Source organism: Massilia paldalensis (assembly GCF_044901715.1).
Taxonomy (GTDB): Bacteria; Pseudomonadota; Gammaproteobacteria; order Burkholderiales; family Burkholderiaceae_D; genus Telluria; species Telluria paldalensis.
This window is the reverse complement of the sequence record NZ_JBJCIU010000001.1, coordinates 329887-349479: the sequence shown is the minus strand read 5'-3', so window position 1 is coordinate 349479 and position 19593 is coordinate 329887. Positions and strand designations below refer to the sequence as shown.

Annotated in this window: 16 protein-coding genes; 9 read left to right on the top strand and 7 right to left on the bottom strand. The window is 65.6% G+C overall.

Annotated features, from left to right (window positions below; translation table 11 throughout):
* The first annotated feature begins 78 nt into the window (after positions 1–78).
* From ACI1V7_RS01530 to ACI1V7_RS01515, 4 genes are all read left to right on the top strand, one after another.
* Positions 79–603 (top strand): gamma carbonic anhydrase family protein, encoded by a 525-nt coding sequence (locus ACI1V7_RS01530; RefSeq protein ID WP_404530029.1) that lies wholly within the window; start codon positions 79–81, stop codon positions 601–603.
* 4 nt (positions 604–607) lie between these two features.
* Positions 608–1564, top strand: a complete 957-nt coding sequence (hslO, locus tag ACI1V7_RS01525; protein ID WP_404530028.1) for an Hsp33 family molecular chaperone HslO — start codon at positions 608–610, stop codon at positions 1562–1564.
* Between the two features lie 244 nt (positions 1565–1808).
* Positions 1809–2294 (top strand): Dps family protein, encoded by a 486-nt coding sequence (locus tag ACI1V7_RS01520; protein WP_404530027.1) that lies wholly within the window; start codon positions 1809–1811, stop codon positions 2292–2294.
* Between the two features lie 235 nt (positions 2295–2529).
* Positions 2530–3300: a DUF3108 domain-containing protein gene (locus tag ACI1V7_RS01515; protein WP_404530026.1), complete on the top strand. Its 771-nt coding sequence runs from the start codon at positions 2530–2532 to the stop codon at positions 3298–3300.
* Positions 3301–3308: 8 nt separating this feature from the next.
* On the opposite strand, the gene ACI1V7_RS01510 is transcribed toward ACI1V7_RS01515, so the two are convergent.
* Positions 3309–4976: a response regulator gene (locus tag ACI1V7_RS01510; protein WP_404530025.1), complete on the bottom strand. Its 1668-nt coding sequence runs from the start codon at positions 4974–4976 to the stop codon at positions 3309–3311.
* Positions 4966–6435, bottom strand: a complete 1470-nt coding sequence (locus ACI1V7_RS01505) for an ATPase domain-containing protein (RefSeq protein WP_404530024.1) — start codon at positions 6433–6435, stop codon at positions 4966–4968. The genes ACI1V7_RS01510 and ACI1V7_RS01505 overlap by 11 nt, the downstream gene beginning before the upstream one ends.
* Positions 6436–6758: 323 nt before the next feature.
* Here ACI1V7_RS01505 and ACI1V7_RS01500 point away from each other — a divergent pair, with 323 nt between their 5' ends.
* Positions 6759–7187 (top strand): PAAR domain-containing protein, encoded by a 429-nt coding sequence (locus ACI1V7_RS01500; RefSeq protein ID WP_404530023.1) that lies wholly within the window; start codon positions 6759–6761, stop codon positions 7185–7187.
* A 48-nt stretch (positions 7188–7235) separates the two neighbouring features.
* Here ACI1V7_RS01500 and ACI1V7_RS01495 read toward each other — a convergent pair whose 3' ends face one another.
* From ACI1V7_RS01495 to pyrG, 5 genes are all read right to left on the bottom strand, one after another.
* Positions 7236–7517 (bottom strand): hypothetical protein, encoded by a 282-nt coding sequence (locus ACI1V7_RS01495; RefSeq protein ID WP_404530022.1) that lies wholly within the window; start codon positions 7515–7517, stop codon positions 7236–7238.
* A 16-nt stretch (positions 7518–7533) separates the two neighbouring features.
* Complete coding sequence (gene ftsB / locus ACI1V7_RS01490) at positions 7534–7893, bottom strand: cell division protein FtsB (RefSeq protein ID WP_404530021.1); 360 nt, start codon at positions 7891–7893, stop codon at positions 7534–7536.
* Positions 7894–7970: 77 nt separating this feature from the next.
* Positions 7971–9257, bottom strand: coding sequence for a phosphopyruvate hydratase (gene eno / locus ACI1V7_RS01485; protein WP_404530020.1), 1287 nt, complete (start codon positions 9255–9257; stop codon positions 7971–7973).
* Positions 9258–9418: 161 nt separating this feature from the next.
* Positions 9419–10270: a 3-deoxy-8-phosphooctulonate synthase gene (gene kdsA, locus ACI1V7_RS01480; RefSeq protein ID WP_290412019.1), complete on the bottom strand. Its 852-nt coding sequence runs from the start codon at positions 10268–10270 to the stop codon at positions 9419–9421.
* Entirely contained in the window at positions 10267–11946 is a 1680-nt protein-coding gene (gene pyrG / locus ACI1V7_RS01475) for a CTP synthase (RefSeq protein WP_404530019.1), read from the bottom strand. Before pyrG ends, kdsA begins: the two co-directional genes overlap by 4 nt.
* A gap of 315 nt (positions 11947–12261) precedes the next feature.
* On the opposite strand from pyrG, the gene ACI1V7_RS01470 reads away from it, so the two are divergent.
* From ACI1V7_RS01470 to ACI1V7_RS01455, 4 genes are all read left to right on the top strand, one after another.
* A complete protein-coding gene (locus ACI1V7_RS01470) occupies positions 12262–13980 on the top strand; it encodes a methyl-accepting chemotaxis protein (protein WP_404530018.1) in 1719 nt (572 codons plus the stop codon).
* Positions 13981–14151: 171 nt separating this feature from the next.
* Positions 14152–15738 carry a methyl-accepting chemotaxis protein gene (locus ACI1V7_RS01465; protein WP_404530017.1) on the top strand — a complete coding sequence of 529 codons (1587 nt, stop codon included), beginning with the start codon at positions 14152–14154 and terminating at the stop codon, positions 15736–15738.
* A gap of 268 nt (positions 15739–16006) precedes the next feature.
* Positions 16007–17749 carry a methyl-accepting chemotaxis protein gene (locus tag ACI1V7_RS01460; RefSeq protein ID WP_404530016.1) on the top strand — a complete coding sequence of 581 codons (1743 nt, stop codon included), beginning with the start codon at positions 16007–16009 and terminating at the stop codon, positions 17747–17749.
* A gap of 227 nt (positions 17750–17976) precedes the next feature.
* On the top strand, positions 17977–19557 hold the full coding sequence (locus ACI1V7_RS01455; protein WP_404530015.1) for a methyl-accepting chemotaxis protein: 1581 nt from the start codon (positions 17977–17979) through the stop codon (positions 19555–19557).
* The last annotated feature ends 36 nt before the right edge of the window (positions 19558–19593 follow it).

Sequence of the window (19593 nt, the reverse complement as noted above, 5' to 3'; positions counted from 1 at the left end):
TCTTCGCCGTCTGCCGATGGATGCGGACGCGAGGGCGTAAAATAGCGGCATTCCAACCTTTCTTCCGCGAGCACATCCATGGCGATTTACCAGCTGGGCGAACATGCACCCGAGATCGATGCATCGGCCTACGTTGCCGAATCGGCCAACCTGATCGGCAAGGTGACGCTCGACGCGAATGCCTCGGTGTGGTTCGGCGCCACGCTGCGCGGCGACAACGAACGCATCACGATCGGCGAGAACAGCAACGTGCAGGAAGGCACCGTGATGCATACGGACATGGGCTTTCCACTGGTGCTCGGCAAGAACGTCACCATCGGCCACCAGGCGATGCTGCACGGCTGCACCATTGGCGACGGCACGCTGGTGGGCATCCAGGCCGTGGTGCTGAACGGGGCGAAGATCGGCAAGGGTTGCCTGATCGGCGCCGGCGCCCTCGTCACGGAAGGCAAGGAATTCCCGGACCATTCGCTGATCCTGGGCAGCCCGGCGAAGGTCGCGCGCACCCTGACGGCAGAAGACCTGGGCAAACTGGAAAGCATTGCGGCCGGCTATGTCGAGCGCGGCCACCGCTACAAGGCGGAACTCAAGAAAATCGGATAAAAGAATGACGACTGATACCAGCAAGGACACCCTGCAAAAATTCATCTTCGACAACGCCGCCGTGCGCGGCGAGCTGGTCGAGATTTCCAACGCCTGGCGCGAGATCCAGTCGCGCCACGACTACCCGAAAGCGGTGCGCTCCCTGCTGGGCGAGATGGTCGCCGCGGCCGCGCTGCTGTCGGCCAACCTGAAGTTCAACGGTTCGATCGTCATGCAGATCCATGGCGACGGTCCGGTGAAACTGCTGGTGGTCGACTGCGACGCCGACCTGCACCTGCGCGCCACCGCCAAGCTGCGCGACGGCGCCGTCGTCGCGGACGATGCCAAGGTCGAGGAGTTGCTCAATGCGGGCGGCCAGGGCCGCTTCGTGATCACGCTCGACCCGCAGGACAAGGTGCCGGGCCAGCAGCCCTACCAGGGCGTGGTGCCGCTCGTGGGCGACGATATCGCCACCATCATCGAGAACTACATGCTGCGCTCGGAACAGATGGACACCAAGCTGTGGCTGGCGGCGGACGACCAGGTCGCGCGCGGCCTGCTGCTGCAGAAGCTGCCGCGCAACAGCAATATCGAAGGCCAGGTCGCGCAAGCGAGCGAGGAAGAAGATGCCGAGACCTGGAACCGCGCCGTGATGCTGGGCCAGACGCTGAAGCAGGAAGAACTGCTGTCGACCGACGTGGAAACCCTGCTCAAGCGCCTGTTCTGGGAAGAGACGATCCGCGTGTTCGACCCGCTGCATCCGGAATTCCACTGCACCTGCTCGCGCGAGAAGGTCGGCAACATGCTCAAGATGCTGGGCCGCGAAGAAGTCGAATCCGCCTTGCACGACCTGGGCGAACTGGGCATCAACTGCGACTTCTGCGGCAAGCACTACGGCTTCGACGCCGTCGACTGCGCGCAGCTGTTCGCCAGCGAGACGACGGCCGACGCGGTGGCGCCGGCGTCGGGCGTCAAGCACTAGAGGGGTCAGAGCCCGGTGTTGCTGTTCAAGGGGCTCTGACCCCGGTGTTCAGCCGCTCCGTTTGAGACACCAGAAGGTGGGCATGCATATGCCCACCTTTTTTATCGCCTCAAAGCCGCGCCATCGAAAAACCCTATCTTATGCATTGGTAATATAAACAGCATCGCTTTGCCAACAATGTTAAGCTGTTATGTATCGATGCAGCGTTTCTGCTGTGGATTAACAAAGCAATGGAGAACATAAGATGAACATCAATATCGGCATTACCACCGAAGATCGCGCGAAGATCGCCGACGCACTGTCGCACGTGCTGGCGGACAGCTACATGCTGTACCTGAAGACGCACAACTTCCACTGGAACGTGACGGGCCCGATGTTCCAGACCCTGCACACCACCTTCCAGGACCAGTACACCGAACTGTGGAACGCGCTGGACGACATCGCCGAGCGCATCCGCGCGCTGGGCCACTTCGCACCGGGCACCTATGCCCGCTTCGTCGAACTGTCGTCGATCAAGGAAGAAGCCGGCGTGCCGAACGCCCAGGAAATGATCCGCCAGTTGGTCGACGGCCAGGAAGCCCTGATCCGCACCGTGCGCAGCGCCTTCAGCATCGCCGATGCCGCCAACGACCAGCCGAGCGCCGGCATGCTGAGCGACCGCATGGAAATCCACGAGAAGAACGCGTGGATGCTGCGTTCCTTCCTGGAGAACGGCGGCCAAGCGGCGTAATCCGCACGGCATAACACTGTCGTCCCTGCGCAGGCAGGGACCCAAGTTGTGTTCGCGTCATTGGAACGCATGCAATTGGGTCCCTGCCTGCGCAGGGACGACGTCGTTTACGGCAATGCCGGGAACGACGTCGTTGACGGCCGCATGTCCTCACGCATGCATATCCATTTTTTCTTGCCACACTGATCATCCCGGCCCGATACTCGACGGCATCGTCACCGTCCGGAGCCGAGCCATGCCATCCCTGCCCTGCCGCTTGACCCTTGCCGCCTGTGCCGCGGCACTGACGCTGTCCGCCAACGCCGCCGTGCAGGACGTCGACGTCGGCACGCCGTTGCCGCGCATCGCGCTGCTCAAGCCCGGCACCCACCACTACCTGCGCTTCCTGCGCGTCCCCGCCAGCGGCGCCAGCCAGCCGATCGACATCTGGACCCGCGAAGTGCGCCTCGAGCGGCGCGGCGGCAAGGAGCAGCTGCACATCGTCCAGCGCTGGGACGGCGTGCTGCCGGCGCCGTCCGTGCGCACCTTCGATTCCTGGTTCGAGGCGGGCACCTTCCGCCCGCTCAGCCACGAGCGCATCCTGGACAAGGACGGCAAGCGCACGGTCGAAGGTTTCCTGTTCGCCCCCGACAGGATCACCGGCATGCCGGACCTGGCGGACAACACGCAAAAGGACTTGTCGGTGCCGTCGAGCGAGCCGACCTACAACTTCGAGACCGACATCGAGCTGCTGCAGGCGCTGCCGCTGGCGGAAGGCTACGATGCGCGCATCAATTTCTACCACCCGGGCGGCAAGGCCGCGCCGCAGCGCTACCGTTTCCGCGTGACGGGGTCGGCGGCGATTGCCGGTCCCGCCGGCCCCGTCGACTGCTGGGTCGTCAAGACGGACTACAACCAGCCGGGCAGCGAATCCACGTTCTGGTTCGCCAAGGGCAGCCAGCTGATGGTGCGCCAGGAAAGCCCGATGCCGGACGGGCGGGTGATGGTCAAGACGCTGATCGACTGAGCGGCCGATCAGCCGGGCGAGCGCTCGCGCCGCGCGTCGCTGCCGTCCGCCGCGGCGCGCAGGGCGGCGGCCAGCGCGTCGAGCGCGAACGGCTTGCGGATGAATTGCGCGCCCAGCGACTGCAGCCGTTCCGGCTCCACCATGTAGCCGCTGACGAGCACCACCGGCAACTCCGGGCGGTGCTGGGCGATCCAGCGCGCCAGGCCGATGCCGTCCATGGATCCGGGCATCATCACGTCCGACAGCACCACGTCGAAGGCGGCCAGGTCGGCGGTCAGCGCGGCGTCGGCGCTGGACGCGACCGACACGCGGGCGCCCAGCCCTTGCAGCAGCGCCGCGGTCGTCTCCGCCACTTCGGCATCGTCTTCCACGCACAGGATGCGCACGCCGTCCAGCGATGCGATCCCTTCCCGTTCCGGCACGGCCTCCGCTTCCGTCGGCGCGCTGCTGCGGGGCAGCAGCATGCCGACCGTGGTGCCGACCGGTTCGCGCCGGATGTAGGCGAAGCCCTGGCTCTGGATGGCGAAGCCGTACACCTGGGACAGGCCCAGGCCCGTGCCCTTGCCGACCGGCTTGGTCGTGAAGAACGGTTCGAACGCCTGGCGCGCCACCTCCTCGGACATGCCTTCGCCGTCGTCCGTGAGGCTGACGCCGACGAAATCCCCCGCGAGATGGGCCGCCTCCGGCAGGGCCGGATCGGGCAGCGTCCAGTTGCGCACGGCCAGCGTCAGCGTGCCGCCGCGCGGCATGGCGTCGCGCGCATTGCCCGCGATATTCAGCAGCGCCGCATCGAGTTGCGCCGGGTCGGCCAGCACCGGCCAGGTGTCGCGCGCCACGCGGCTGCGCAGGCTGCGTTCGGCGCCGAGCGTGCGCAGCAGCAGTTCCGCGGTGGCGCGCAAGTGCGCCCGCAGGTCCAGCACGATCGTGGCCAGCGGCTGGCGCCGCGCATAGGCGAGCAATTGCTGCGTCAGCGCGGCGCCGTGCTCGCTGGCGCGACGGATGCTGTCCAGCGCCCGGCCGACGCGCGCCTGCGCATCCTTGTCCAGCAGCATGCGCACGAGGGTTTCCCCGCCCGAGATGACCTGCAGGATGTTGTTGAAGTCGTGCGCGACGCCGCCGGTCAGGCGCCCCAGCGATTCGAGGCGGCGCGCCTCGGCCAGCGCCTGTTCGACGCGGCGGCGTTCCTGCACTTCGCGCTCCAGCGAGGCCGTGCGTTCGGCCACGGCGTCCTCGAGCCGGCCGGCGTGGCTGTGCAGCTCCTCGAGCCGGTCGCGCAGCGCGAACTGCAGCCGGCGCGTGCGCAGCGCCGAGCGGATCGCCATCAACAGCGCCTGGCGCGTCGTCGGGCGCGCCAGCAGGGTCACGTTGCCGATGCCGGCCAGACGCGCGAAGCGGTCCGTGTCGACGGCGCCGGTGCCGGCGAGGACCAGCAGCGGCACGTCGGACCAGGACGACTGGCGGCGCAGCGCGGCTTCGAGTCCTTCGGGTGAACAGTGCGAGAGCCCTTCCTCGGTGACGACCGCGGCCAGCGCGTGGTCGCCCAGCGCCGCGTACAGGTCGGCGGCCGCGGCGCAGTCCTGCCAGGCCACGCCTTCGCCGTCGAGCAGCGCGCGCAACAAGGCCGCATCGCCCGCGGCGGGGGCGAAGACGGCGACGGGGGCGGTGTCACGCTTCAAGCGGCGAAGCACCGGCCTCACGGTCGGCGACGTCGATACGCGCGCCGATGCGCACGCCTTCCTCGGTCAATTCCAGGGCGTGGATCGCGGTTGCATGCTTGCCCTGGCGCTTCTTCAACACGCAGATCGCCTTGTGCACGTCGTTGTCGCGCTCGTAGTAGCGCAGCGAAATGATATTGTCGGTGATGATGCTCAGGGCATCCGGCTCCTTCGACGTGTCCAGCCGCGCCGAATGGGCGCCGACGATGATCGCCATCACCTTCATGTTGCTGAGATAGGAGAACAGCTCGTGCATCTGCGGCAGCAGCGATTTTTCCTCGCGGATGATATCGAGGTAGGAATTAATGCTGTCGATGATGATCAGGCGCGCATTGCGGTCCTCGACCAGGCGGCGCACGCTCCAGATGAATTCCCCCGGCGAGATGCGCGACGGGTTCACGCGGCGCAGGTGGAAGTGGCGCGGATGCTCGCCGTCCTCCTTGCTGCCGTCGTTCTCGACCTCGCCCTCGCCCATGTGCGCCACCACGCGCGAACGCAGCGTCGTTTCCGACTCGTCGAAATTGAAGTAGCCGACGTCGTGGCCGGCGCGCACCGTGGCCAGCGCATACTGCAGCGCCAGCGTGGTCTTGCCGACGCCGGACGGGCCCAGGATCATGGTCGAGCTGCCGGCCGTGAGCGGGCCGCCGAACATCGCGTCGAAATCGTCGATGCCGCTATTGATCTCCAGCGGCGGGCAATCGCGCTGGTGTTCCTGCGCGATCAGGCTGGGAAACACCAGCACCGCGCCAGTGAGGATCGCGTAGTCGTGCCAGCCGCTCTGGAAATCGCCGCCGCGCAGCTTGACCACGCGCAGGCGCCGGCGCGCGGCGCCGAAGCTGCGCTCCATCTGTTCCAGCGCGATCACCCCGTGCGCGGCGCTCTGCAGGTCGAAGTCGGGCGGATCGCTCGTCACGTCGTCGAGCAGCAGCACGCTCGCCCCCATCTGCGTCAGGCGCTGGCGCAAGGCGATGATCTGGCGCCGGTAGTGCGCGCTGTCGCGTGCCAGCAGGCGGATCTCGACCATTGAATCGATGACGACGCGGGCCGCGCCGGACTGCTCGACCCGCTGGGCCAGGCGGTCCACGAGTTCCGACAGTTCGCTTTCCGTCGGCAGCAGGATCGACTGCGGCGCCGGCGCGTCCGGGGACAGCGGCAGCATCTCGACGAGCTCGATCCCGTCCAGCGACCAGCCGTGGTTATGGGCCGTGGCGTGCAGCTCTTCGGCGGTTTCCGACAGCGTCAGGTACAGGCAGCTGTCTCCGGCCTTGACGCCTTCGATCAGGTAGCGCAATCCGAGCGTGGTCTTGCCCGTGCCCGGGCGGCCTTCGATCAGGTGGATGCGGTTGCGCAGCAGGCCGCCGCGCAGCACGGCGTCGAGTTCGGGAATGCCTGTCGCAAGGCGGGTGAGTTCTGGGGCCATCTGGATCCGATCATGGTAGAAATGGCAACGTTTTCCAGAATTCTATCGGAACATACCGGCAGAGTTTGGTTCGCTTCCGCACGTTGAGATGATGTCCGACAGGCGACTGTACAGACGTCGGTCAGTCATTTCTTAGAATGCCGTCGGAATTTCCTGCTATTCGCACAATGCCCCCTAGCAAGTTGACTTGAATCAATTGGGTAAGATCAAGCACACGGTCCAATAACGGCCAGTGTACGGATGCGTGCACGTGGCACCGGGACAATGTGGCTTTCATGCAAGCACGCATTGTCCGGCTTGTTCCAATCTTTTGGAGGTCAGGAATGAACCAGACAGACACCATCGATTGCAGCGACACACCGGATGTACTCGACACAAGGCCCGCGGATGTCCCGCCGCCCTCGCGCCGCATCGTGGCGCGCTACCCCATCGCCACCATCGGCTCGCGCACGGGGCGCGGCGGCCAGGTGGTGCTCGCCGGTGACGACCACCAGGCCGACGACTTTCGCGTCGCCTGCGTGGGCGACCGGGTGCGCTATCCGGACGGCAGCGAGAGCGTGATCGTCTCGGGCGCGGGTCACGCGTCGACCTTCGCCGACCGTCCCATCGCGCTGGTCGGCAGCCACGTGGCGAACGGCGACCGTATCGTCGCGCGCGCGCAAAGCATCGGCGAGATCGTCGTCGTCGAAGGCGAAACCGTTCCGGGGCTGCTCGATCCCGGCTACTTCCCGCAGCAGGACGCCTGCCGCTGAACCGGACGGTGGTACATGCCGCCAATGTTGGCGGCATGCCAAAGATGTTCACGCCTGCGGCGTGGACGGCGGCATGTGCAGGTCGATCACCTTCATGATCGCGAGGGTGGTATCGAGGCTCATTTCGCCGGCGGCGAGGGCCGCGGCGAGCTGGGCGCGCGGCACGCCGGCGGCGGCCGCCAGGTGCGGCAGGCCGTCGGCGCGCGACACGTTCGCCAGCGCGTCGGCCAGCAGGTCGGCGTCGCCCGACTCGAAGGCGGCGGCCAGGTAGGCGGCGATCGCGTCGAGCGTGCCGAGGCTGGACGGGTCGGAAGGCGGCAGGTCGCTCATGGCATCAATCGCGTCATCAATCGTCGAGCGGCCGTTGCGGCTGCTTCTTGTCCTTCTGCGGCGGTGGAGGCGGCGGCTCGGTCATCATGACGGCCGGCTTCTCGTCCTTGCGCAGCACCTGCACGAAGATCTCGTTGGACTTGATCATGCCCAGTTCGTAGCGCGCCCGTTCCTCGACGGCGCCCAGGCCGTCGCGCAGGTCGCGCACTTCCGAGTCCAGCTTGGCGTTGCGCGCGATGAGCTGTTCGGTCTTGGCATGGCTGGCGTCGAGCTGCGACTCCAGGTCGGCCACGGCCAGCCAGCCGCCCTTCCCCAGCCAAAGCGGGTACTGGATCAGCAGCAGGAGGACGGCAAGGGCAAGAGTGATGATGCGCATGGAAATTCGTGGGCGGATGCGCAAAGCGGCCCGTACGGCAATCGCCGATCGGGCCGCCCCGTCATCCGGTCAAGCGATTACTTCAGGTTGTAGAACGCGTCGCGGCCCGGGTAGCTGGCGATGTCGCCCAGGTCTTCCTCGATGCGCAGCAACTGGTTGTACTTGGCCATGCGGTCCGAACGCGACAGCGAGCCGGTCTTGATCTGCAGGGCATTCATGCCGACGGCGATGTCGGCGATGGTCGAGTCCTCGGTCTCGCCCGAACGGTGCGAGATCACGGCCGTGTAGCCGGCGCGCTTGGCCATCTCGATGGCGGCGAAGGTCTCGGTCAGGGTGCCGATCTGGTTGATCTTGATGAGGATCGAGTTGGCGATGTCCTTCTGGATGCCTTCCTTCAGGATCTTCGTGTTGGTGACGAACAGGTCGTCGCCCACCAGCTGCACCTTGCGGCCCAGCGCCTGGGTCAGCGTGGCCCAGCCTTCCCAGTCGCCTTCGGCCATCGCGTCCTCGATCGAGATGATCGGGTACTTGTCGCACCAGGTCGCCAGCATATTGGTGAAGTCCTGGGCCGACAGCTTCAGGCCGCCTTCGCCTTCCAGCACGTACTGGCCGTCCTTGTAGAACTCGCTGGCGGCGCAGTCCAGGCCGATGGCGATGTCCTGGCCGGCCACGTAGCCGGCCTGCTCGATCGCCTGCATGATCAGCTTGATGGCTTCTTCATGGTTCGCGACCGACGGGGCGAAGCCGCCTTCGTCGCCGACGGCGGTGTTCAGGCCCTTGCTGTGCAGGATCTTCTTGAGGGTATGGAACACCTCGGCGCCGTAGCGGATGGCTTCCTTGAACGACGGGGCGCCGACCGGGATGATCATGAATTCCTGGATGTCCAGGTTGTTGTCGGCGTGCGCGCCGCCGTTGATGACGTTCATCATCGGCACCGGCATCTGCATCGCGCCCGAACCGCCGAAGTAGCGGTACAGGGGCAGGCCGGCTTCTTCGGCGGCGGCCTTGGCGACGGCCATGGAGACGGCCAGCATCGCGTTCGCGCCCAGGCGGCTCTTGTTCTCGGTGCCGTCCAGGTCGATCAGGGTGCGGTCCAGGAATGCCTGTTCGTTGGCGTCCAGGCCCATGATGGCTTCGCTGATTTCGGTGTTGATGTTTTCGCAGGCCTGCAGGACGCCCTTGCCGAAGTAACGCTTCGGATCGCCGTCGCGCAGCTCGATGGCTTCGCGCGAGCCGGTCGACGCGCCCGACGGCACGGCGGCGCGGCCCATCACGCCCGATTCCAGCAGCACATCGCATTCGACGGTCGGATTGCCGCGCGAGTCGATGATTTCGCGGCCGATGATATCAACGATAGCACTCATGGTTCTTTAGTCTCCAGAAAGTAAGAAATCGACGGTATCGAAGCCTGGGCTTCGATACCGTCGCCCCTGCGCAGGCAGGGGCCCAATTTTGCTCGCACCATCGAAACATGTGCAGAAATTGGGCCCCCGCCTGCGCGGGGGCGACGGTTTACGTGTAGTACTTATTCGAAGTTGGACTCGATGAATCCCGCTTTTTTAACGATACGGTCGATATCGACCAGCGTCGTGAGCAGTTCCTTCATGCGTCCCAGCGGCACCGCGTTCGGGCCGTCCGACAGCGCACAGGCCGGGTTCGGGTGGGTTTCCATGAACAGGCCCGACACGCCCGCGGCGACCGCGGCGCGCGCCAGCACCGGCACGTGCTCGCGCTGGCCGCCCGACGAGGTGCCCTGGCCGCCCGGCAGCTGCACCGAGTGGGTCGCGTCGAACACGACCGGGCAGTTCGATTCGCGCATGATGGCGAGCGAACGCATGTCCGACACCAGGTTGTTGTAGCCGAACGAAGCGCCACGCTCGCAGGCCATGAACTGGTCCGGCAGGCCTGCTTCCGCCGCGGCGGCGCGGGCCTTCTCGATCACGTTCTTCATGTCGCCCGGGGCCAGGAACTGGCCCTTCTTGATGTTGACCGGCTTGCCCGAACGCGCGCAGGCGTTGATGAAGTCGGTCTGGCGGCACAGGAAGGCCGGGGTCTGCAGCACGTCGACCATGCTGGCCACGTGCGGGATCATTTCTTCGTCATGCACGTCGGTGAGGACCGGCACGCCGATCTCCTTGCGCACGTCGGCCAGGATCTCCAGGCCTTTTTCCATGCCCGGGCCGCGGAACGACTTGCCCGAAGAACGGTTGGCCTTGTCGAACGACGATTTATAGATGAACGGAATGCCCAGCGCCGAGGTAATTTCCTTCAGCTGGCCGGCCACGTCCATGGCCATCTGGCGCGATTCGATCACGCAGGTGCCGGCGATCAGGAAGATCGGCTGGTCGAGACCGACCTCGAAGTCGCACAGTTTCATGCTGCATCTCCTTGCACGGCCGGCGTATTGGCGGCCTGGTTGTTGGCATTGCCTGCCTGGTGCGCCAGCGCGGCGCGGATGAACGAGCTGAACAGCGGGTGGCCGTGGCGCGGGGTCGACTTGAATTCCGGGTGGAACTGGACGCCGACATACCACGGGTGCGCCTGGCGCGGCAGTTCCATGATCTCGCACAGGTCTTCGTTCGGGGTGCGCGCGGCGACCACGAGGCCTGCAGCTTCGACCTTCGGCAGGTAGTAATTGTTCGCTTCGTAGCGGTGACGGTGGCGCTCGGTCACGACGTTGCCGTAGATCTCGGCGGCCAGCGTGCCCGGGTTCACGGCGCAGGTCTGGGCGCCCAGGCGCATGGTGCCGCCCAGGTCGGAATTGGTGTCGCGCTTCTCGACCTTGCCGTCGTGGTTCTGCCATTCGGTGATCAGGGCGACGACCGGCTGGTCGGTCTCCGGATCGAACTCGGTGGAGTTGGCGTTCGGCAGGCCGGCCATGTGGCGCGCGTATTCGATCAGCGCCACCTGCATGCCCAGGCAGATGCCCAGGTAGGGAATCTTGTTTTCGCGGGCATGGCGGGCGGCCATGATCTTGCCTTCCACGCCGCGCTTGCCGAAGCCGCCCGGCACCAGGATGGCGTCGTACTTGGACAGGTTGGCGCAGCCCGTCGATTCGATCTCTTCCGAATCGATGTACTCGATGTTGACGCGGCTTTCCGTGTGGATGCCGGCGTGGCGCAGCGCCTCGGTCAGCGACTTGTACGATTCGATCAGGTCGACGTACTTGCCGACCATGCCGATGGTCACTTCATGCTTCGGATTCTCGAGGGTGTGGATCAGCTTGGTCCACATCGACAGGTCGGCCGGCGGGGCCTGGATGTCGAGGGCTTCCAGGATGATGTCGTCCAGGCCCTGGTCGCACAGCACCTGCGGCACCTTGTAGATGGTGTCCACGTCCCACACGGAGATGACGGCCTGCTCTTCGACGTTGGCGAACAGCGAGATCTTGGCGCGTTCGTCGTCCGGAATGCGGCGGTCGGCGCGGCACAGCAGCGCGTTCGGCGAAATGCCGATCTCGCGCAGTTTCTGCACCGAGTGCTGGGTCGGCTTGGTCTTCAGCTCGCCGGCCGACGAGATGTACGGCACCAGGGTCAGGTGCACGAAGGCCGCGCCCTTGCGGCCCGAACGCAGCGACAGCTGGCGCGCGGCTTCCAGGAACGGCAGCGATTCGATGTCGCCGACGGTGCCGCCGATCTCGACCAGCGCCACGTCCACGCCTTCGGCGCCGCGGCGGATATAGTCCTGGATCTCGTTGGTGATGTGCGGAATGACCTGCACGGTCTTGCCGAGGTACTCGCCACGACGCTCCTTGCGGATCACCGATTCATAGATCTGGCCCGTGGTGAAGTTGTTCACCTTCTTCATGCGGGTGCTGATGAAGCGCTCGTAGTGGCCCAGGTCCAGGTCGGTCTCGGCGCCGTCGTCGGTGACGAACACTTCGCCGTGCTGGGTCGGGCTCATGGTGCCCGGGTCCACGTTGATGTACGGGTCGAGCTTGAGCATGGTGACTTTGAGGCCGCGCGATTCGAGGATCGCGGCGAGGGAGGCGGCCGCGATTCCCTTGCCCAGGGAAGACACGACGCCGCCAGTGACGAATACGAATTTGGTCATTGTGCTGATGGTGCCGAACGGCACGCGCGGGAAATTGAAATTATACCTTAAACCTGCAAATACTTCTTTATTGCAATTATGAAATAGGCGCTTCCGTGTCGCCATCGGCAAGGTGGTACAGACGGACACGGCACAGGCGCGATGTAGGTCGGTGGCAAAAATACAAGGATCAGCCATCACCCAGGCGTATCTACACCCAAGTGTTGGAAAAGTGCACAAAAATGTCTTCAATGACCCCAAAGGAGTAATGACAGGACCACAAAAACCACTAAACTTGAGATATTTCCGCCAGGAATTTCTTTCATAAGGGAAACGATGGGTATCTTCAGCAGCTTCAATATCGGCAAGCGCCTGGCGCTCGGTTTCGCACTGACGCTGGCGATGGCCGTCGCGATCGCCGGCTTCGCCATGTCGCGCCTGCAGCAGTCATCCGACCACACCAGTTCCGTCCTGGCCGAACCGCTGGCCAAGGAACGCTTGATCACCGAGTGGTATATGCAGATCTTCGGCGCCGTGCGCCGCACCGCCGCCATCGCCAAGAGCAGCGACCCGTCGCTAAACGCCTATTTCAAGGAAGATTCCGCCGCGACCAGCAAGCGCTCGGCCGACCTGGTCAAGCAGATCGAACCGCTGATCGCGGCCGGCGAGGAAAAAGCGCTGTGGGACCGCATCGCGGAACTGCGCAAATCGTATTCGAGCGCGCGCGACGCCGTCACCAAGGCCAAGGCCGACGGGGACGTCGACCAGGCCAACAAGATCCTCGACGAGAAATTCACGCCGACCGCCAAGGCCTACCAGGAAGCCGTACAGCAACTGGTCGCCATGCAGCAGGCCCGCATCGCCGCCGACGCCGAGGTGCTGAAGGCCGACGTCGGCTTCAGCCGCACCCTCATCATGGCCCTGACGGCCTGCGCCGTCGCGCTGGGCGCCATCAGCGCACTCCTGCTCACGCGCGGCATCGTGAAACCGATCCGCGAAGCCGTCAGCCTCGCCGAAACGGTCGCGTCCGGCGACCTGACCCGCCACATCGACGCCGGCAAGGCGCACGACGAGACGGGCGCCCTGCTGCGCGCGCTGGCCCACATGAACGACAGCCTCGTGCGCATCGTCACCGAAGTGCGCGGCGGTACCGATGCCATCCATGGCGCCGCCGGGGAGATCGCCAGCGGCAACCTCGACCTGTCGAGCCGCACCGAGCAGCAGGCCGCCGCCATCGAAGAGACAGCGGCGTCCATGGCGCACCTGACCGATACCGTGCGCCAGAACGCGGACAATGCGCGCCAGGCCAACCAGCTGGCGATCAGCGCGTCCGAAGTGGCGGTCCAGGGCGGCGCGGTGGTCGGCGAGGTCGTCACCACGATGAACGCCATCAACGAATCGTCGAAGAAGATCGTCGACATCATTTCCGTCATCGACGGCATCGCCTTCCAGACCAATATCCTGGCGCTGAACGCGGCCGTCGAGGCGGCCCGCGCTGGCGAACAGGGCCGCGGCTTCGCCGTGGTCGCCGGTGAGGTGCGCACGCTGGCCCAGCGTTCGGCGGCCGCCGCCAAGGAGATCAAGGAATTGATCGGCAACTCCGTCGCCAAGGTCGACGCCGGCTCGAAACTGGTGGACCAGGCCGGCAGCACGATGGAGCAGGTGGTCGCCTCGATCCAGCGCGTGACGGACATCATGGCCGAGATCTCGTCGGCCAGCCAGGAACAGACGGACGGCATCCAGCAGGTGAACGGCGCCATCGGCCAGATGGACGAAAGCACCCAGCAGAACGCCGCCCTCGTCGAGGAAGCGGCCGCTGCCGCCGGTTCGCTGCAGGACCAGGCGTCGCGCCTGGCGCAAGCCGTGGGCGTGTTCAAGGTCGATGCCGCCGCCGCGGCCGCCCACGCTGCCCCGGCAGCCGCCGCACGGGCCACGCGTCCCGCACTGCCCGGGGCGCGTCCGGCAGCCCCCAGGGCAGCGACCGCCAGGAAGGCTGCCGCCCCCGCGGCACGCGCGACCGTGGGCGCCGGCAATGATGAATGGGAAACGTTCTAAAGCATGGAAGGCGCCGCGGAGAGACGGCGCCGCCATTTTTAGTTAGCGAACAAGAATTTAAGCGAATTTTCTGTTGTGGAGTAGCATCAAAACCTTCAGTTAAAAAAGATTGTTGCCCGAAAGCACCGTAAAATCGAGTCTCGTAATGACGTCGCTCAAAGGATCAATCTTATGGCTGTGCTTTCAAACCTGAATATCGGCAAACGCCTCGGCGCCGGTTTTGCCCTCGTGCTGGCGATGACGCTGGCGATCGCCGTCGCCGGCATCTGGCACCTGCGCGCGATGGCCGCGGACACGCGCGCGATGATGGACAAGCCGATGGCCAAGCAGCAGATGATCGCCGAATGGCGCACCCAGACCTTCGGCGCCGTGCGCCGCACGATCGCCATCGTCAAGAGCTCGGATCCGAGCCTGGGCCCCTTCTTCAAGGAAGACGCGGACAAGACCGTCAGCCGCACGACGGAACTGATCGAGAAGATCGAACCGCTGCTGTCGACGGCGGAGGAAAAGGCGCAGTTCAAGAAAATCGTCGATGCGCGCAAGGTCTACACGGATGCCAAGAACGGCGCGGTGAAGGCCAAGACGGGCGGCAATGCGGACGAAGCGGCGCGCATGCTCGACAAGGAATTCCTGCCGGCCGCCAAGGCCTACGAGAATGCGGTCGGCGAGCTCGTCGAACTGCAGCGCGAGCAGATCGCCGCCAGCGCCGTCGCCATCGAAAACACCATCACGAAGAGCGCCACCACGATCGGCGTGCTGTCCGCGATCGCCCTCCTCATCGGCGTCGCCTGTGCCTGGTTCCTCACGCGCGGCATCGTGCGTCCGATCCGCGAGGCCGTCGAACTGGCCGAAGCCGTCGCCTCCGGCGACCTGACCCGCCGCATCGCGGCGAACGACGACCGTGACGAAACCGGTGCCCTGCTGCGCGCCCTGCGCCACATGAACGACAGCCTCGTGCGCATCGTCACGGAAGTGCGCGGCGGCACGGGCGCCATCCACGGCGCCGCCGGCGAAATCGCCAGCGGCAACCTCGACCTGTCGAGCCGTACCGAGCAGCAGGCGGCCGCCATCGAGGAGACGGCGGCATCGATGTCGCACCTGACGGACACCGTGCGCCAGAATGCGGACAATGCGCGCCAGGCCAACCAGCTCGCGATCAGCGCGTCGGAAGTGGCCGTGCAAGGCGGTTCCGTCGTCGGCGAAGTCGTCACCACGATGAACGCCATCAACGAGTCGTCGAAGAAGATCGTCGACATCATCACCGTCATCGACGGCATCGCGTTCCAGACCAATATCCTGGCGCTGAACGCGGCCGTCGAGGCAGCCCGCGCCGGCGAACAGGGCCGCGGCTTCGCCGTCGTGGCGGGCGAAGTGCGTACGCTGGCCCAGCGCTCGGCAGCGGCCGCCAAGGAGATCAAGGAATTGATCGGCAACTCCGTCGCTAAGGTCGACGCCGGTTCGAAACTGGTGGACCAGGCCGGCTCCACGATGGAGCAGGTGGTCGCCTCGATCCAGCGCGTGACGGACATCATGGCCGAGATCTCGTCGGCCAGCCAGGAACAGACGGACGGCATCCAGCAGGTGAACGGCGCCATCGGCCAGATGGACGAAAGCACCCAGCAGAATGCCGCCCTCGTCGAGGAAGCGGCCGCTGCCGCCGGTTCGCTGCAGGACCAGGCGTCGCGCCTGGCCGAGGCCGTCGGCGTGTTCAAGGTCGAGACCGCCGCGGCAACGCGTTCCGCCCTCGTCGTCGCCTGACGTCACGCTTCAACGAGGCGCCCGGCCACGCCGGACGCCTTTCCGCTGCCCCTCCCCCGGCTACCTCAGTGGCCACCTCGTTGGCCACCTCGTTGGCCGCCTCGCCGGCCACTTTTTCCGCCACCACTCTCATCCGGCCAACCATAAGATGATTTTCATCATATTGTGTTGCGTCAAAGCACCAAAACATACAATTGGTGAGTTTTGGTTGCCGGAAACCATCATAGAATGACCCTTCATATTTACATGTAGACAGGGGACGCATTTTATGGCTTGGTTTGCAAATCTCAGTATCGGAAAACGGCTGGCGGCGGGCTTCGCGCTCGTGCTGGCATTGACGCTCGCGATCGCCGTTGCCGGCATCTGGCACTTGCGCGCGATGGCTGCGGACACGCGCGCGATGATGGACGTGCCGATGGCCAAGCAGCAGATGATCGCCGAATGGCGCACCCAGACTTTCGGCGCCGTGCGCCGCACGATCGCCGTCGTCAAGAGTTCGGATCCCAGCCTGGCCGGCTTCTTCAAGCAGGACGCCGAAATGACGGCCAACCGCGCTACCGAGCTGATGCAGAAGATCGAGCCCCTGCTGTCGAATGACAAGGAAAAGGCCCAGTTCTACAAGATCAACGACCTGCGCAAGGTCTACGCGGCCGCCAAGGAAGCCGCCGTGAAGGCCAAGGCGAGCGGCAACGGCGACGAAGCCACGCGCATCCTCGACAAGGAATTCCTGCCGGCCGCCAAGGCCTACGAAGGCGCCGTCGGCGTGCTCGTCGACATGCAGCGCGACCAGATCGCCGCCAGCGCCGTCGCCATCGAAGCGACCATCACCAAGAGCGCCAGCACCATCGCCATGCTCAGCGCCGGCGCCCTCCTCATCGGCATCGTCTGCGCCTGGTTCCTCACGCGCGGCATCGTGCGTCCGATCCGCGAAGCCGTCGAACTGGCCGAAGCCGTCGCGTCCGGCGACCTGACCCGCCGCATCGCGGCGAACGACGACCGCGACGAGACCGGCGCCCTGCTGCGCGCGCTGGCGCACATGAACGACAGCCTCGTGCGCATCGTCACCGACGTGCGCGGCGGCACGGGCGCCATCCACGGCGCCGCCGGCGAAATCGCCAGCGGCAACCTCGATCTGTCGAGCCGTACCGAACAGCAGGCGGCCGCCATCGAGGAGACGGCCGCATCGATGGCCCACCTGACCGACACCGTGCGCCAGAATGCGGACAATGCGCGCCAGGCCAACCAGCTGGCGATCAGCGCGTCCGAAGTGGCCGTGCAAGGCGGTTCCGTCGTCGGCGAAGTCGTCACCACGATGAACGCCATCAACGAATCGTCGAAGAAGATCGTCGACATCATCACCGTCATCGACGGCATCGCGTTCCAGACCAATATCCTGGCGCTGAACGCGGCCGTCGAGGCGGCCCGTGCCGGCGAGCAGGGCCGCGGCTTCGCCGTGGTCGCCGGCGAGGTACGCACGCTGGCCCAGCGTTCGGCGGCGGCCGCCAAGGAGATCAAGGAATTGATCGGCAACTCCGTCGCCAAGGTCGATGCGGGCTCGAAACTGGTGGACCAGGCCGGCAGCACGATGGAGCAGGTGGTCGCCTCGATCCAGCGCGTGACGGACATCATGGCCGAGATCTCGTCGGCCAGCCAGGAACAGACGGACGGCATCCAGCAGGTGAACGGCGCCATCGGCCAGATGGACGAAAGCACGCAGCAGAACGCTGCCCTCGTCGAGGAAGCGGCTGCCGCCGCGGGCTCCCTGCAGGACCAGGCATCGCGCCTGGCCGAGGCCGTGGGCGTGTTCAAGGTCGAGGCCGGCCTGGCTGCCGCGCCGGCAAGGAGCGGCGCGGTCGTACCGGCCGCGGGCCGTACCGCCCCTGCCCGCGCGCAGCTGCGTGCCGCGCCCGCCCGCAAGGCAGCATCCACCGGCGCTGCGGCGCCCAGGTCGGCAAGCAAGGTGGAACGCAAGGAGCCCGTCGCTGCCGCCGACGAGTGGGAAACGTTCTGATCCGCTTGAGGGCCGGGCACCCAACTGCCCGGCCCGCACGATGGCCGCATCCCCCGCCCATCCCTCCCGCATCCCCGGCACATCCCTCCCGCATCCCTCGTTTAACGACAAATGACGTTGTCTTTAAACACCATTAATCACAAAAATTCCCTCCTGTAATGTTTTCTGTCGGGAAACATCCTTACAATGCGGGGCAAACAACTTTCATTCGTAGAAAGGGATGCACTGTGAGAAATCTTAGTATCGGCAAGCGGCTCGGCGTCGGTTTCACGTTGATCCTCGCCGTCACCGTGGCGATTGCCTCGTTCGGCATGTGGCGTATGCACCAGGTGGCGGAATCGACCCGCGCCATGGCCCTGCCCCTCAAGAAGGAACGCCTGATTACCGACTGGAACACCCAGATCTTCGGCGCGATCCGCCGCACCGCCGCCATCGTCAAGAGCAGCGATCCATCCCTGAGCGCCTACTTCAAGGACGACGCCAGCGCCACCACCGGCAAGTCGGCCGACCTGCTGAAACAGATCGAACCGCTGCTGACCGATGCCGACGAACAGGCGCTGCTCAAGCAGATCGCCGAACAGCGCACGCTGTACCGCACCTACACGAACGCCGCGATGAAGGCCAAGGCCGACGGCGACCAGGCGCAGGCCGTCAAGATCCTCGACGAATCGTTCACGCCGACGGCGAAGCGCTTCCAGGCCCTGCTCGACCAATTGATCGACCTGCAGCACAGCAAGATGGATGCGCACAACGAAGCGATCCTGAGCAGCCAGACGACGACCATCGAGCTGATCGCCATGCTGACGGCTTGCGCGGTCGCCATCGGCGCCTTCTCGTCCTGGCAGCTGACGCGCGGCATCGTCGACCCGATCCGCGCCGCCGTCGGCGTGGCCGAGGACGTTGCCAGCGGCAACCTCACCTGCCGCATCGACCCGCAAGGCAAGGACGAGACGGCCGCGCTTCTGCGCGCGCTGCGCCACATGAACGACAGCCTGGTGGGCATCGTCAGCCAGGTGCGCGGCGGCACCGACACCATCGCCACCGCATCGAACCAGATCGGCGCCGGCAACCTCGACCTGTCCAGCCGCACCGAGGAACAGGCCAGCGCGCTGGAGCAGACGGCGGCATCGATGGAAGAACTGACCACCACCGTGCGCCAGAACGCGGACAACGCGCGCCAGGCCAACCAGCTGGCCATCGCCGCCTCGCAGGTCGCGACCCAGGGCGGCGCCGTGGTCGGCGAAGTCGTCACCACGATGAACGCCATCAACGAATCGTCGAAGAAGATCGTCGACATCATCACCGTCATCGACGGCATCGCCTTCCAGACCAATATCCTCGCGCTGAACGCGGCCGTGGAAGCGGCCCGCGCCGGCGAACAGGGCCGCGGTTTCGCCGTCGTGGCCGGCGAGGTGCGCACGCTGGCCCAGCGCTCGGCGGCGGCCGCCAAGGAGATCAAGGAATTGATCGGCAACTCCGTCGCCAAGGTCGATACGGGCTCGAAGCTGGTGGACCAGGCCGGCAGCACGATGGAACAGGTCGTGACCTCCATCCAGCGCGTGACGGACATCATGGCCGAGATCTCGTCGGCCAGCCAGGAACAGACGACGGGCATCGAACAGGTCAACCAGGCGATCGCCCAGATGGACCAGACCACCCAGCAGAACGCGGCCCTCGTCGAGGAAGCGGCGGCGGCGGCGGCATCGCTGCAGGAGCAGGCGTCCCGGCTGGCGCAGGCGGTGGATGTGTTCAAGCTGAATGGGCAGGGGGCGGTACGCCCGTCGCGGCTGGCGCTTCAAGCTGCCTGAAACAACGTCGCCCCTGCGCAGGCAGGGGCCTGATTG

Excerpts from the sequence above, each read along its gene's own strand:
- ACI1V7_RS01530 (WP_404530029.1), top strand. The coding sequence starts at position 79 with ATGGCGATTTACCAGCTGGGCGAACATGCACCCGAGATCGATGCATCG.
- hslO (WP_404530028.1), top strand. The coding sequence starts at position 608 with ATGACGACTGATACCAGCAAGGACACCCTGCAAAAATTCATCTTCGAC.
- ACI1V7_RS01520 (WP_404530027.1), top strand. The coding sequence starts at position 1,809 with ATGAACATCAATATCGGCATTACCACCGAAGATCGCGCGAAGATCGCC.
- ACI1V7_RS01515 (WP_404530026.1), top strand. The coding sequence starts at position 2,530 with ATGCCATCCCTGCCCTGCCGCTTGACCCTTGCCGCCTGTGCCGCGGCA.
- ACI1V7_RS01505 (WP_404530024.1), bottom strand. The coding sequence starts at position 6,435 with ATGGCCCCAGAACTCACCCGCCTTGCGACAGGCATTCCCGAACTCGAC.
- ACI1V7_RS01500 (WP_404530023.1), top strand. The coding sequence starts at position 6,759 with ATGAACCAGACAGACACCATCGATTGCAGCGACACACCGGATGTACTC.
- ACI1V7_RS01495 (WP_404530022.1), bottom strand. The coding sequence starts at position 7,517 with ATGAGCGACCTGCCGCCTTCCGACCCGTCCAGCCTCGGCACGCTCGAC.
- ftsB (WP_404530021.1), bottom strand. The coding sequence starts at position 7,893 with ATGCGCATCATCACTCTTGCCCTTGCCGTCCTCCTGCTGCTGATCCAG.
- eno (WP_404530020.1), bottom strand. The coding sequence starts at position 9,257 with ATGAGTGCTATCGTTGATATCATCGGCCGCGAAATCATCGACTCGCGC.
- kdsA (WP_290412019.1), bottom strand. The coding sequence starts at position 10,270 with ATGAAACTGTGCGACTTCGAGGTCGGTCTCGACCAGCCGATCTTCCTG.
- pyrG (WP_404530019.1), bottom strand. The coding sequence starts at position 11,946 with ATGACCAAATTCGTATTCGTCACTGGCGGCGTCGTGTCTTCCCTGGGC.
- ACI1V7_RS01470 (WP_404530018.1), top strand. The coding sequence starts at position 12,262 with ATGGGTATCTTCAGCAGCTTCAATATCGGCAAGCGCCTGGCGCTCGGT.
- ACI1V7_RS01465 (WP_404530017.1), top strand. The coding sequence starts at position 14,152 with ATGGCTGTGCTTTCAAACCTGAATATCGGCAAACGCCTCGGCGCCGGT.
- ACI1V7_RS01460 (WP_404530016.1), top strand. The coding sequence starts at position 16,007 with ATGGCTTGGTTTGCAAATCTCAGTATCGGAAAACGGCTGGCGGCGGGC.